Annotated in this window: 13 protein-coding genes; 8 read left to right on the top strand and 5 right to left on the bottom strand. The window is 70.9% G+C overall.

Annotated features, from left to right (window positions below):
• Positions 1-129: 129 nt before the first annotated feature.
• From IFT88_RS05510 to IFT88_RS05535, 6 genes are all read left to right on the top strand, one after another.
• A complete protein-coding gene (locus tag IFT88_RS05510; RefSeq protein ID WP_192119278.1) occupies positions 130-1,821 on the top strand; it encodes a S1C family serine protease in 1,692 nt (563 codons plus the stop codon).
• Between the two features lie 148 nt (positions 1,822-1,969).
• Entirely contained in the window at positions 1,970-3,013 is a 1,044-nt protein-coding gene (locus tag IFT88_RS05515; protein ID WP_043595427.1) for a glycosyltransferase family 2 protein, read from the top strand.
• Positions 3,014-3,019: 6 nt separating this feature from the next.
• Positions 3,020-3,826, top strand: a complete 807-nt coding sequence (locus tag IFT88_RS05520; RefSeq protein WP_192119280.1) for a CDP-alcohol phosphatidyltransferase family protein — start codon at positions 3,020-3,022, stop codon at positions 3,824-3,826.
• A complete protein-coding gene (locus IFT88_RS05525; RefSeq protein ID WP_043595423.1) occupies positions 3,823-4,710 on the top strand; it encodes a glycosyltransferase family 2 protein in 888 nt (295 codons plus the stop codon). The genes IFT88_RS05520 and IFT88_RS05525 overlap by 4 nt, the downstream gene beginning before the upstream one ends.
• Before the next feature lie 53 nt (positions 4,711-4,763).
• The gene (locus tag IFT88_RS05530; protein WP_192119282.1) at positions 4,764-6,068 is read left to right on the top strand and encodes a CDP-glycerol glycerophosphotransferase family protein; all 1,305 of its coding nucleotides are present in this window, start codon (positions 4,764-4,766) and stop codon (positions 6,066-6,068) included.
• A 100-nt stretch (positions 6,069-6,168) separates the two neighbouring features.
• On the top strand, positions 6,169-6,474 hold the full coding sequence (locus tag IFT88_RS05535) for a helix-turn-helix domain-containing protein (RefSeq protein WP_043595421.1): 306 nt from the start codon (positions 6,169-6,171) through the stop codon (positions 6,472-6,474).
• Between the two features lie 39 nt (positions 6,475-6,513).
• Here the strand turns inward: IFT88_RS05535 and IFT88_RS05540 are convergent, their stop codons facing one another.
• The 5 genes from IFT88_RS05540 to IFT88_RS05560 form a co-directional block, all read right to left on the bottom strand.
• Complete coding sequence (locus IFT88_RS05540; protein ID WP_052505283.1) at positions 6,514-6,795, bottom strand: hypothetical protein; 282 nt, start codon at positions 6,793-6,795, stop codon at positions 6,514-6,516.
• Between the two features lie 120 nt (positions 6,796-6,915).
• Positions 6,916-7,719: an EcsC family protein gene (locus IFT88_RS05545; protein ID WP_231567101.1), complete on the bottom strand. Its 804-nt coding sequence runs from the start codon at positions 7,717-7,719 to the stop codon at positions 6,916-6,918.
• Between the two features lie 9 nt (positions 7,720-7,728).
• On the bottom strand, positions 7,729-8,490 hold the full coding sequence (locus IFT88_RS05550) for an ABC transporter ATP-binding protein (RefSeq protein ID WP_056229320.1): 762 nt from the start codon (positions 8,488-8,490) through the stop codon (positions 7,729-7,731).
• On the bottom strand, positions 8,490-9,287 hold the full coding sequence (locus IFT88_RS05555) for an ABC transporter permease (RefSeq protein WP_192119284.1): 798 nt from the start codon (positions 9,285-9,287) through the stop codon (positions 8,490-8,492). Before IFT88_RS05555 ends, IFT88_RS05550 begins: the two co-directional genes overlap by 1 nt.
• A 61-nt stretch (positions 9,288-9,348) precedes the next feature.
• Positions 9,349-10,062 carry a phosphocholine cytidylyltransferase family protein gene (locus IFT88_RS05560; protein ID WP_043595417.1) on the bottom strand — a complete coding sequence of 238 codons (714 nt, stop codon included), beginning with the start codon at positions 10,060-10,062 and terminating at the stop codon, positions 9,349-9,351.
• A 264-nt stretch (positions 10,063-10,326) separates the two neighbouring features.
• Here IFT88_RS05560 and IFT88_RS17050 point away from each other — a divergent pair, with 264 nt between their 5' ends.
• Positions 10,327-11,745, top strand: a complete 1,419-nt coding sequence (locus IFT88_RS17050) for an ABC transporter ATP-binding protein (RefSeq protein ID WP_249408747.1) — start codon at positions 10,327-10,329, stop codon at positions 11,743-11,745.
• Positions 11,721-13,286, top strand: coding sequence for an ABC transporter permease (locus tag IFT88_RS05570; protein WP_192119286.1), 1,566 nt, complete (start codon positions 11,721-11,723; stop codon positions 13,284-13,286). Before IFT88_RS17050 ends, IFT88_RS05570 begins: the two co-directional genes overlap by 25 nt.
• Positions 13,287-13,304 lie beyond the last annotated feature (18 nt).

A 13,304-nucleotide genomic window follows, 5' to 3' on the forward strand; every position in this document is an offset into this window, starting at 1 on the left:
TCTCCGCGGGACGGGTGCCGGGGTGGCCCTGTCCAGCCGCCGCATAAGCTGGGTGCAGTCCGCTCACAGGCTCGCCGTATGATCCGCCCAGCTTGGGCGACCAGGCTGTCAGGGCTTGGAAGGAGCACCATGACCGACACCCCCCGCCACGACGACACCGACGACGGCGCCCCGCGCACGCCCGAGGGCACCGCCGACGGTTCGCAGAGCGTTCCGGGTGAGGACCGGAGCGCACGCGACGGGGCCCAGCCCACGACGCCGTACCCGGCCGACCAGGGCGTCACCTACGGTGCTCCGCCGCTCCCCGGCAGCACCCCGCAGGCCGGGGCCTTCGGGGCCGGGCCCGAGAAGGCGCGGCACGACCAGGCCCACGACCCGAGTCAACCCCACCCCGGCTCGTACCAGCAGCCGCCCTCGTATCAGCAGCCTGGTTCCTACCAGCAGCCTGCTTCGTACCAGCAGCCGGGTTCTTACCAGCAGCCAGGGTCGTACCAGCAGGGCGACCCCTACCGACAGCCAGGGTCGTACCAGCAGGGCGACCCCTACCAGCAGCCGACCTCCGACCCGTCGGCGTTCGCCTACGACACCACGAACTCGTACGCCGCGGCGGGGTGGCAGGCGCCCGCCCAGAAGCCGAAGAAGAGCCGACGTGGTGTGGGCTCCGTGGCGGCGGCCCTCCTGGTCGGCGTCCTCGTGGGCGGCGCGGCGGGCGGTGGCGTCGCCGCGGTGCTCTCCCGCGACTCGGGGGCCGGGGTCTCGGCGACCGGCGAGTCCCGCGACCTGACGGTGAACGACTACGACGACGCGACGGTCGTCACGGCGGTCGCGGCGAAGGCGACGAAGTCGGTCGTCACGATCAACGTGACGGCGGGCGAGTCCGGCGGCACCGGCTCGGGCGTCATCCTGAGCGACGACGGGTACATCGTCACGAACACGCACGTCGTCACCCTGGACGGGGCCAGCGCGTCGGGCACCGTCACCGTCACGCTCAGCGACGGCAGCATCCTGCCGGCCGAGGTCGTGGGGCTCGACCCCACGGTCGACCTCGCCGTGCTGAAGGTCGACGCGACGGGGCTCACCCCGATCGACTTCGCCGACTCGTCGAAGCTGAACGTCGGTGACACGGCCGTGGCCATCGGAGCACCGCTCGGCCTGTCGAACACGGTGACCGACGGCATCGTCTCGACCCTCAACCGCAGCATCACCGTGCAGTCCTCGGCAGCGCCGACCGACGGCAGCGACGAGGGCCAGCAGAACGACAACAACGGCCAGGGGCCCTTCTCGTTCAACAACGGTGACGGCTCCACGCAGAACCAGGCCAGCTCGGTCATCTCGCTGCCGGTCATCCAGACCGACGCGTCGATCAACCCGGGCAACTCCGGTGGTGCGCTGCTCAACTCGCAGGGCGAGCTGATCGGCCTCAACGTCGCCATCGCCAGTTCGGGGGAGTCGTCCGGCAGCATCGGCGTCGGGTTCTCGGTGCCGTCGAACCTCGTGCAGCGGGTCGCCAAAGAGATCATGGCGAACGGCAAGGCGAGCCACGGCCTCCTCGGTGCCAGCGTGAACGACGCCACGAGCGACGCGGCGGCCACCCGGGTCGGTGCCCTCATCGTCCAGCTCAGCCCCGGTGGCGCGGCCCAGAACGCCGGCCTGCGACAGGGCGACGTCGTGACCGAGTTCAACGGCGTGCCGATCAGCGACCGCACCGACCTCACGGCGCAGGTCAGGTTCCTGGCCGGTGGCGCGACGGCCGACCTGACCTACGTCCGGGACGGGACGACCGACACGACGAAGGTCACCCTCGACACCTTGACCAGCTGACGGGTTCCCCGGTCGGCACGGCGGGGGTCGGGACGCGACGGCGTCCCGGCCCCCGTTCGGGTGTTGCTAAGCTCGCCACGATCCCTGCGGCCGTCCGCAGTCCCGACCCGCGCCTCCCCGGCGCTCACCAGCCCGAGGAACGCGATCCATGCAAGCAGGCGACGCCACCCGACCCGGGGTCTCGTACGTCATGCCCGTCCTCAACGAGGAGCGTGACATCCGGGCGGCGGTCGAGAGCCTGCTGGTCCAGGACTACGAGGGCCCGTTCGAGGTGATCCTGGCCCTCGGCCCGAGCGTCGACCGCACGAACGAGGTCGTGGCCGAGATGGCGGCGGCCGACCCCCGGGTCCGGAGCATCCCCAACCCCGTCGGCTCGACCCCGGCCGGCCTCAACGTGGCCATCCGCGCCTCGGTCCACCCGATCACGGTGCGCGTCGACGCCCATTCGGTGCTGCCGAGCGACTACACGCGCATCGCGGTCGAGACCCTCGAGCGCAGTGGGGCCGACAACGTGGGCGGCATCATGGCCGCCGTCGGTCGCACCCCCTTCGAGAAGGCCGTGGCCCGGGCCTACGGCAGCAGGGTCGGCCTCGGGGGTACGCCGCACCACGTCGGCGGTGCCGAGGGCCCGACCGACACGGCCTACCTGGGCGTCTTCCTGCGACACCGACTGCTCGAGGTCGGGCTCTTCGACGAGGGCGTCAAGCGCGGCCAGGACTGGGAGCTCAACCGGCGGCTCCGGGCCACGGGCGGGACGGTCTGGTTCACGCCCCGGCTCGTGGTCACCTACCGACCTCGCCCGAGCCTGCGCAAACTGGCCCGACAGTTCGTGGCCACCGGGCTGTGGCGCGGCGAACTGGCCCGGCGGTTCCCGAAGGCGAACACGGTGCGGTACCTGGTGCCTCCCGTCATGGTGCTCGGGGTGGCTCTCGGCCTCGTGGTCGGGTTGGTCGGCGTGGTCGGACTCGCACTCGGCAGCCCGCTCGGGTGGGCCACGCTCGCCCTCGTCGTGCCCGGCGTGTACGTCGTCTTCGTCCTCGCGGCCGCACTGCTCGCCGCCCGCGGCGACGACCTCCGCACCCGCCTCTGGTTTCTCGTAGTCTTGCCTTCCATCCACTTCGGGTGGGGCGTCGGCTTCGTGCTCGGCTTCCTCGACCTCACGAAGAACATCACCGCCCAGACCGGAAGGTAGCCGCCGATGACCGCGCTGCCCACGAGACCGAGTTCGATCGCCGAGCTGCGACGCGTCGCCCAGCCGCCCGAGGTGCGCAGTCGCGCGAACGCCGAGCACTGGACGGCCTCGTTGTACCTGCGCGACGTCTCGCCCTACCTGACCTGGTGGCTGCTCAAGACGAGCGTCTCGGCGAACGGCGTGACCGGGCTGATGATCCTCGTCGGCTGGTGCACCGCCCTGTCGCTGCTCGTGCCGGGCATCACCGGCGCGTTGCTCGCCCTCGTGCTGGGCCAACTGCAGATGCTCGTCGACTGCTGTGACGGCGAGGTCGCCCGCTGGCGGGGCACCAGTTCGCCGGCCGGGGTCTTCCTCGACAAGGTCGGCCATTACTCGACCGAGGCCCTCATCCCGATCGTGATGGGCATCCGCGCCGCCGGATTCCCGTTCGAGACGCCGGGTGACTTCCTCTGGACGACCGCGGGCTTCGCCCTCGCCCTCGTGATCGTGCTCAACAAGGCCCTCAACGACATGGTCCACGTCGCCCGTGCGAACGCGGGTCTCGACCGGCTCGAAGACAAACGAGGAGGCGCGACGCAGCCGAGCGGGCGCCTCCTTTCCCGACTGCGCAGCGCCGCGCGGTTCGTGCCGTTCCACCGGCTGTACCACTCGGTCGAGCTGACCATGCTCGTCTTCCTCGCGGCGCTCGTCGGCCTCGTCGTCGGAGGCGTCACCGCCGACCGCGTCCTGCTCGTCGCCCTGCTCCCGCTGTCGGTGCTGGCGCTGGTCGGCCACTTCGTCGCGATCATGGCGTCGAAGCGGGTGCGCTCCTGAGCGAGGCCCTGCCCCGGGTCGGAGTCGTGAGCCTGACCCAGGGGCGTCGCCCGGACGACCTGCGTCGGGGGCTCGCTTCGCTGTCGGCCCAGCGCGACGTCGCACTCGACGTCGTCTGCGTGGTCAACGGACGCGACGCCGCGAGCCCGGAGGTCGAGGTGCCCACCGGGGTCCGCCTGCTCGAGCTCGCCGAGAACGTGGGCATCCCCGCCGGCCGCAACCGGGGGGCCGAAGCCGTCGCGGGCGAGTGGATCTTCTTCCTCGACGACGACGCGAGCCTGCCCTCCGACCGGTTCCTCGCGGACGCCGTCGCGTTGTTGCGGGCCCGACCCGAGATCGGGCTCCTTCAGCCACGGGTCGTGGACCCCGACGGCGCCGCCAATCCGCGGCGATGGACGCCTCGCCTGCGCAAGGGCGACCCTCGCCGGTCGAGCGACGTCTTCTCGGTCTGGGAAGGGGCGACCCTGCTGCCCCGCGACGTCTTCGACGCCTGTGCCGGCTGGGGCGAGCCGTACTTCTACGCACACGAGGGCATCGAGCTGGCGTGGCGGGTCTGGGCCCAGGGCAGGCGCACCTGGTACGAGGGCTCGCTCGTGGCGAACCATCCGGCCATCGACCCGGCGCGTCACGCCGAGTACTACCGGCTGAACGCGCGCAACCGGGTCTGGTTGGCCAAGCGCAACCTCCCGTGGCCGCTCGTCCCCGTCTACGTCGCGTCCTGGACGGCGGTCCAGCTGCTGCGCTGGGCACGCACCCCGCAGCGCCTGCGGCCGTGGTTCGCGGGCTGGGCGGAGGGGTGGCGAGAGGCGCCGGGCGGTCGACGGTCCATCGGTTGGGTAACGGTCCTCCGCATGTCCAGGGCCGGTCGACCTCCGGTCCTCTAGGCTTTCCGGGGTCCGGCGCCGATCGGGGTGACGGACCGACCCGAGGAGGGCATGTGCCGCTGACCCGAGACCTGGGGCTCGCCTGGAGCCTGGCCCGCCGGGCCATCCGATCGCGCAGCAGTCGACGTCGGCTCGAGCGCGACCCACGGGCGGCGGCGACGCCCACTCCGGGCACCGTCCGCGTCGCCGTGTACTTCGCCGACACGACCGTGAACATGTACCAGATCCGACAGTGGTACGCCCCGCTCGCCCGCCTGGCCGAGACCTTCCCCGTCGCCGTCGTCGTCCGCTCGCCGGGCACGATGGTCACCATGCTCGACGAGAGCCCGGTGCCGCTCGTCTACGCCCGCAAGGTGGCCGACCTCGAGGACTTCGTCGCCGCTCAACCCCTGGCCATGACGCTGTACGTCAACCAGAACGCGAAGAACTTCCAGATGATGCGGTACGGCCGCATGTGGCACGTCTTCGTCAACCACGGCGAGAGCGACAAGATGTACATGACGACGAACCAGTTCAAGGCGTACGACTACGCCTTCGTCGCGGGCGACGCCGCGAAGGACCGACTCGCCGCCAAGCTCTGGGACTACGACCTCGACAAGCGCGCCGTGCCCATCGGTCGGCCCCAGGCCGACCACTTCTCGGGTGAGGTGCCCTACCCCGACGACGACCGTCTGGTCGTGCTCTACGCCCCCACCTGGGAGGGCGACCGTCCTGCGGCCGCCTACGGGTCGATCGCCACGCACGGCCTCGCCCTCGTCAGGGCCCTGCTGGCCTCGGGGCGTCACCGGGTCGTCTACAGGGCACACCCGCGCAGCGGTGTGCTCGACCCCGGGTACCGGCGAGCCCACGAGGCGATCATCCGGGCACTGGCCGAGGCCAACACTCGTGATCCCGATGCTCATCACATTCACGACGAGGGGCCCGAACTCGGCTGGCAACTGGCCGCGGCGGACGTCGCCGTGACCGACATCTCGGCGATGGTCTACGACCGCCTCGCGACGGGCCGACCCCTCGTCGTGACCCGTCCGGTGGCCGTCGAGGCCGACGTCGACGAGTCGGGATACCTCGGGGACGCCGAGTGGTTGACGGCCGACGGCGCGGGCGACATCGTTTCTCTCGTCGACAGGGTCGTCGACGATCCGGAGGCGCGGAGCCGTCTCGATCACTGGGTACGGCGTCACTTCGGCGACACGTCGCCCGGGGCGGCCACGCGTCGGTTCGAGAACGCGGTGGCGGACCTCGTGCGGCTGCGTGACGACTACGCCGCACGCCGACCGTCGTTCGACGAACCACGCTCGGCCGGTGCGGCCGACGACGCCGAGCAGGAGGCCAGCGACGCGGAGGCGACGGACCTCTGACCCCGGCGACGGGGCACGGAAAGCCTCTCAACGCTGAGGCATTCATGTCCCGGTGCTGAGGACTCTGGATCTCAGACGCTGAGCAGCGTATCCATGAGGCATGCCTGAACCGACGTCCGCCGCCGCCCGCCAGTTCGGAGAACGCATCCGCGACGAGCGCCTGCGGCTCGGCCTGAGCCAGGACGAGGTGGCCCACCTCGCGGGCATGAACGTGTCGAACTACGGAAAGATCGAGCGTGGCATCGGGAACCCAGTGCTGCACACGATCGTCCGGCTCGCCGTGGTGCTGGGTGTCGACCCGGCCGTGCTGGTCACCGGCCTCGGGGTCGATCACCTGCCGCCCCTCCTGGAGGCATTCACGGCCGCGGACTACGTCGCTGAGAGACGGGCTCGGCTCACCAGCTGACGCGGCCCCCCACCCGGCAGGACTCGTCCACCCCGGAGGTCAGAAGCTGAACCGCCAGAGGTACTCGTCGCCGTCGGGCCGGAACCACCGCACGACGGCGATCGCGCTGCGGGCCAGTTCGACACCCAGCACACAGAGGTCGACCGAGTCGCCGGGGTCGAGCCGGGTGGTCGCGACGGGGACGAGCAGCCCCGTGCCGACGAGGGTGACCCGGACGCCGGTCACGGTCTCGGGGGAGTCGTTGAGCAATCGGTAGACGCGGGGTGCGCGGGAGCGGTCGAGGGTGAAGGGGACGGTGTAGGCGAGGGACGTCGACGTCATGTCGTCGACCCTAGGAGCGGCCGCCGAGGGTCGTCTCGAGTCCTTGTGGACGACGGCCTCTTGGGGAGGACCCGTCGAAGGGGACGTGGCCGACCACGCCGGCCGCCCCCGGCCGGCTGCTCAGAGGGACAGGGCGACCGGGAACTCGGCCGGCGCCGCACCGAACGCCGTGCGGGCCGTCGTGACGACCTTGCGTCCGAGCAGGTGGTTGCCCGTCCCTCCCACGACGGCCCCGATGCCGAACGGGAGGGCCCGCCCGAGGACGGAGGCCCCTTGCGAGGCAGCGAATCGCCGGATGAACTGTTTGCGGATCGTGTCGGTCAGGCCGCTCATGGCCGCCTTCGGCAGTTTGGAGGTGACCAGCTCGCCCCAGAACGCGGTCCGGGCCGGAGCCGTGCCCATGGCCTCGCCGGCGAACTGACGGACGAGGCTGGCACCGGGACCGCCGAGCAGCATCGCCATGACCAGTGCCCGGGCGCGGTCGGGGTCCGAGACGGCGATGCCGTGGACCTCGGTCACGGACTGGGCGAAGAGTGCGCTCGCCTCGAGGAATCCGGCGGTCTCGACGCCCGAGAGCGCCAGCGACACACCCCAGCCGACACCGGGGATCACCGCGCTGGCCCCGACGGCGGCCCCACCGGTCGTGACCGCGGCGAGGTACTCGCGCTCGAGGATGGTGATGAGCTTCTGTGGTGTCGCCTTCTTGTGACGCCGCCGCAGCGTGGCGACGTGCTTGACGACGACCGGACGCTGGACGGCCAACAGCTTGTCGAGACGTCGCACCCAGGCGGCGTCGTCCGACCGGTCGGGCGCCGACGTCTGGTAGTGGTACTCGGTCGAGTTCGCGGCGTCGCGGGCGGCGAGCTGTGCGTCCGTCGTCGAGGCGGCGTGATCGGGGCTGTGGGGCTGACTGCGTTCGGGCACCCCTCGACACTACGCCGAGGGGCGGGGAGGGTGATCGGAGGCGTACCGGGCCAGGGCGTCGTCGAGGGGGCCGTCGAACACCAGGGCACCCTTGTCGAGGTAGAGGCCCCGTCGGCAGAACCGCTTGAGGTCGCGTTCGTTGTGCGACACGAGGAAGAGCGTGCGACCGTCGGCCAGCATCTCGCCGATCCGGGCGTAGCACTTCTCGCGGAAGGCCTTGTCACCCACGGCGAGCACCTCGTCGACCAGCACGACGGGCTCTTCGAGCCGTGAGATGACGGCGAACGCGATGCGGACCTTCATGCCGCTCGAGAGGTGCTTGTACGGGGTGTCGACGAAGTCGCCGATCTCGGCGAAGTCGATGATCTCGTCGAAGCGCTGGTCGATCTCGGGGCGGGTCATGCCGTGCAGGCCGGCGGTCAGGTACACGTTCTCCCGCACCGTCAGGTCGGCGACGAAGCCACCGGTGATCTCGATGAGGGGGGCGACGCCGCCCGACACCTCGACGGTGCCCGTGTCGGGCAGGATCACCTCGGCCACCAGCTTGAGCAGCGTCGACTTGCCCTGGCCGTTGCGTCCCACGACGCCGATGGCCTCGCCCGGTCGGACCTCGAAGCTGACGTCGCGGAGGGCCCAGAACTCGCCCGGTCGCGACCGTCTGCTGCTGTCGGCGAAGAGGTCCTTGAACGATCGCCGCCCGCGCCGGTTGCGGCGGAAGCGGATGCCGACGCCGTCGACGCGGATCACGGGGCGTTGTCCGGTGGTGGACATCAGATCTCCTTCAGCACGGCACGCTCGCTGGCCCGGAAGACGAGCAGCCCGACGCCCAGGACCACGACGCACACGGAACCGCCGACGAGCACCTCGGTGAGGTCGAACTGCTCGGGGAAGAACGCCGACCGGTAGAGGCCGAAGATGCCGCTCAGCGGGTTGAACGCGGCCAGGAGGTGCAGGCTCCCGGGGAGGTCTTGGGTGCCGTAGATGATGGGCGAGGCGTAGAAGGCGAACCGCAGGGCGAGCTTCGTGGCGCGCTCGAGGTCGCGGAAGAACACGACGAGTGGTGCGACGACGAGCCCCACCCCGGCGACGAGTACGGTCTGCATGACCATGGCCAAGGGGAAGAACACCACCTGCCAGTGCAACTGGGCCCCTCCGACGGCGGCGAACAAGGCCAGGACGGGCAGGCTGAGGGCGAATTCGATGCCTTTGGAACCCACGAGTCGGAACACCCAGATCGTCCGGGGGATCTTGGTCGATCGGACGAGCTTCGCCTCGCGGATGAACGCCCGAGTGCTGTCGGAGACCGCGCCGTTGAACCACATCCAGGGCAAGAGGCCGGAGAGGAGGAAGACGATGTACGGCTCGTCGCCGACCGAGCGCTTGAACACGACCGAGAAGACGAAGAAGTAGATGCCCGACATCACGAGCGGGTCGAGGATCGACCAGAAGTAGCCGAGCTTCGAAGTGGAGTACCGGACCTTGAGGTCGCGACTCGTCAGCAACCAGAGCGTCTGGCGGTATCGCGCGAAGCCGCTGCGACGGGGCCGTTCGGCCAGGTCAGTGCTCACGGACGTCCTTCTCGTTCAGGACATCGCGTAGCGGCACGCGGCCGTCGGGAGACGGCCCGGTTCAGACGAACAGGTTCGCGCGCTCGAGGTCTTCGGCGAAGTCGACCTCGACGGCGTAGAGGTCGGAGATGTCCACGGGCTCAAAGCGTAGCCCGTCCTGGCCGATGGCCAGTTCGATGCCACGCTCGAAGTAGTCCTGGTTGTCGACCTTGGAGAGCTGGTGCATGAGTGTCGCCTTGTCGGACTTCGACACGTAGTTGATGCCCACGGCCTCGCCCAGCCCGCCCTTGACCTGCTTCGACAGCTCGGCGATGTAGCCCTCGGCGTCGGTCGTGTACTTCACCTCTTCGTCGGACACCTTGGAGGTGTTGACGGTGACGAACGACTGGTCGTCGCGAACGAGGCGGGCCGCACGGGTGAGGGCCGTCGGGTCGAAGACGACGTCGCCGTTCATCCACAACACGCCGCCGGAGGCGCTGGCCCGCAGGGCGCGGAGCAGGCTCTTCGACGTGTTGGTCTGGTCGTACATCTCGTTGTAGACGAACGAGGCGGACGGGAAGGCCTCGACGATGTGCTCGAACTTGTAGCCGACGACGACGGTCACCCGGGCGTCGGGCCCGAAGGCGTCGCGGATGTTGTCGAACTGCTGCTGCATGATGGTGCGACCGTCGTGGAGCTCGGTCAAGGCCTTGGGCAGCGAGCGGCCGAGACGGCTGCCGAGCCCGGCGGCCAGGATGACGATCTGCTGGCGGTGGTTCGTGTCGTTCTTGCTCACGCTGGTCTCCTCACAAGGGGCGAGCCCGTGCGGGACGGGCTCTGCGGTGGCCCCGGCGGTGCGGACCGGACCCGTCTCTGGGTGCGATTCGCCTCGTGTTCGAGCGGTGTTCACCGCGGAGCATCGATCTGGACACGTCGTCGTGCCGTTGAAGACTACCCGATCAGGCCAGGAGCAGCCAGGGAACGGCCCCGAAGCGTGTCCCTTTCGTGATATGCGCCTCCCGTCGTCCGGTCGGCGTCGTGGCCTTGGTACGGTGGGGCGATGGCTGGACGGCGCGAGGACGAAGTGGGTGAAATCGCCCCCGACTCGACGCCGGGTGACGACACGGTCGGAGCGGTGGGCGCATCCGACCAGGGGGAGAACACAGTGGACGACGACGCGACGACCGCGGGGGACGTGGCCGAGGGGACGGCCGCCACGACCGAGGCCCCGACGCCCCGCGTGCCGGTGACGAAACCGTCGACGGCTCGCAAGCCCTCGGCGCCCCGGAAGCCCTCCTCGCCTCGCAAGCCCTCTCAGCGAACCGCCGCCGATCGGTCGGCGGCGGCCAAGAAGGCGGCAGCGACCCGCGCCGCGAACGCGCGCGCCCGGGCCGAGGCGGCGGCGAGGGCCGCAGAAGAAGAGGTCGTCGCCGAACTGGCCGACGCAGGAGTCACGACGGAGGGCACCGTCGTCGTCCCCGTCTCGGCCGACGACTACTTCGGTGATGCCGTGACCGCCGAAGAGGAGTCGCCCGCCGCCCTCGACGACGCGCTCGCCGGCGACTCTCCGTCGACCGCCCCGGACGACGACGACACGACCACCACCGACGAGACCGTCGGCGACCTCTCCGAGGCCGAGGACGGCGTCGCCGTCGAGACCGAACGGACCTCCGCCGACGAGGGCTCGGTGCGAGCGGCGCGCGAGGTCGACGCCGAGGCCCCCGTGGTGCTCGCGATCTCAGGGCTCATGAAGCGCTACGGCGGCACGGTCGCGGTGGAGAACGTCGACCTCGAGGTCCGAGCCGGGTCGTTCTACGGAATCGTCGGTCCGAACGGGGCCGGCAAGACGACCACCTTGTCGATCGTGACCGGTCTGCTGCGACCCGACGCCGGCACGGTGACCGTCCTCGGGGCCGACGTCTGGCGCGACCCGGCCGCGGCGAAGCGGTCGCTCGGTGTCCTCCCCGACCGTCTGCGACTCTTCGACCGGCTGACCGGTGCGCAGCTCCTCTACTACTCGGCGACCCTCCGCGGGCTCGACGGCGTCACGGCACGCAAGCGCTCCTCCGACCTCGCCACCGCGTTCGGCCTGCACGACGCGCTCGGCCGTCTCGTCAGCGACTACTCCGTGGGCATGACGAAGAAGATCGCCCTGGCCGCCGCGATCATCCACTCGCCCCGGGTCCTCGTGCTCGACGAGCCGTTCGAGTCGGTCGACCCCGTGTCGGCCGCCACCGTGACGGACGTCCTGCAGCGCTACGTGGCCGGGGGTGGGACGGTGTTGCTGTCGAGTCACAGCATGGACCTCGTCGAGCGCATCTGCGACAGCGTCGCGGTGATCGTCGACGGTCACGTCCTCGCCAGCGGCACGGTCGACGAGGTCCGGGCCGGACGCTCTCTCGAGCAGCGGTTCGTCGAGCTCGCCGGCGGGCGCGCGGTCACGGAGGGCATGGAATGGTTGCAGAACTTCTCCGACTGAGGCTCCAGACGATCGGCAACACGGTCCGCTTCGGTCCGCGCCGCCTGACCGTCGCCGTGGCTTCCGTGCTCGCCGTCCTCATCGTCACGATCGCCGTCGCGAGCCTCGTGAGCGGCCTGCGCGACGCGCCCCTCGACGACGTCCGCGCCCTCGCGGTCGGTGGGGGCTCCCTGCTGCTGGTCGGCTTCGCCGTCGTCCCCTTCGCGACCGTCCGTCCCGCCTGGAGCGACCCCCGCCGTCTCGCCGTCCTCGGCGTGTCCGAGGGAGGGGCAGCGGTCGGCCTCGCGCTCGGTGCCGCGATCGGCCTGCCCACGCTGGCCCTGCTGGTCCTCTCGACCGGGTACGTCCGTGCCTGGGGCGAGGGCACCGGCGTCGCGGCGATCGCCGTCGTCGGCGCCCTCGTCGCCGGCGTCACGGCGCTGTTGCTGGCCCTCGTGGCCTCGACGCTGAACAGTGTCGTGCTGACGTCCCGTCGCGGTCGCGAGCTCGCGCTCGTCGGGGCCGTGCTCGTCGTCCTGCTGGCCGTGCCCGTGATCGTCGACCTCGTCCGCCTCTCGTTGCCCGGCCGCTCGGGCACCGGCGTCGTCGCGGACGCCCTCGCCTGGACGCCCTTCGGGGCCGCGCTCGCGCTTCCCGGCCACGTCGCCGCGGGCCAGACGGGTCGCGTCGTGGCCGACGTCGCCATCGCCGTCGTCTCGCTCGTGGCCCTCTGGCTCGCCTGGCGGGCACTCGTCGCTCGCGCGTTCGTCGACCGGCCCGAACCCGAAGAGGTCGACGACGGCGACGGCCTCGGCTGGTTCGAGTACGTCCGGGCCTCGCCGACCGGCGCCGTCGCCGGCCGCAGCCTCACCTACTGGATGCGCGACGCGCGATACCGCATGTCGCTCGTCATCATCCCGTTCCTGCCTCTGCTCGTCGTCCCCCTCGGCATCGCGGGCGTCAGTTGGAACTGGCTGGCGCTCGTCCCGGTGCCGATCATGTGTCTCATCCTGGGATTCCTGCCGCACAACGACGTGGCCTACGACAGCACGGCCCTCTGGATGCACGTGGCGTCCGACACGCGGGGCCTGGCGGACCGCGTGGGGCGACTCGCGCCTCCACTGCTGATCGGCGTCCCTCTCGTCGTGCTGGGCTCGGTCGTCGCGACCTGGCTGTTCGGCGACTGGCAGGCGCTGCCGTCCGAGCTGGGGGTGAGCGCCGGCTTCCTGCTCAGCGGCCTCGGCCTGTCGAGCCTGGTGTCGGCCCTCATGCCCTACGCCACGGTCCGTCCGCACGACGACCCGTTCCAGCAGCCGCAGTCGAACGGCGCCACCGCGGCCTGGGCGCAGACCGTCATGATCGGGGGAGCGGTCCTCGCGACGGCACCCGCGCTCTGGTTCGCCGGTCGCGGATTGATCACGGGCTACCCGGCGGGTGGCACCTGGGCGCTGGCGCTCGGTGTCGGCGTGGGACTTGTCGTGCTGGTCGCGGGTGTGGCCCTCGGCGCCCGGGTCTTCTCGCGGCGAGCGCCCGAGCTCCTGGCGTTCGCCCTCCGCAGCTGAGTCGAGGTCGACGTACGA

It is taken from the genome of Frigoribacterium sp. CFBP 8751, from assembly GCF_014841545.1.
Lineage (GTDB): Bacteria > Actinomycetota > Actinomycetes > Actinomycetales > Microbacteriaceae > Frigoribacterium.

Excerpts from the sequence above, each read along its gene's own strand:
- IFT88_RS05540 (WP_052505283.1), bottom strand. The coding sequence starts at position 6,795 with ATGACGTCGACGTCCCTCGCCTACACCGTCCCCTTCACCCTCGACCGC.
- IFT88_RS05515 (WP_043595427.1), top strand. The coding sequence starts at position 1,970 with ATGCAAGCAGGCGACGCCACCCGACCCGGGGTCTCGTACGTCATGCCC.
- IFT88_RS05535 (WP_043595421.1), top strand. The coding sequence starts at position 6,169 with ATGCCTGAACCGACGTCCGCCGCCGCCCGCCAGTTCGGAGAACGCATC.
- IFT88_RS05520 (WP_192119280.1), top strand. The coding sequence starts at position 3,020 with ATGACCGCGCTGCCCACGAGACCGAGTTCGATCGCCGAGCTGCGACGC.
- IFT88_RS05570 (WP_192119286.1), top strand. The coding sequence starts at position 11,721 with ATGGTTGCAGAACTTCTCCGACTGAGGCTCCAGACGATCGGCAACACG.
- IFT88_RS17050 (WP_249408747.1), top strand. The coding sequence starts at position 10,327 with ATGGCTGGACGGCGCGAGGACGAAGTGGGTGAAATCGCCCCCGACTCG.
- IFT88_RS05510 (WP_192119278.1), top strand. The coding sequence starts at position 130 with ATGACCGACACCCCCCGCCACGACGACACCGACGACGGCGCCCCGCGC.
- IFT88_RS05550 (WP_056229320.1), bottom strand. The coding sequence starts at position 8,490 with ATGTCCACCACCGGACAACGCCCCGTGATCCGCGTCGACGGCGTCGGC.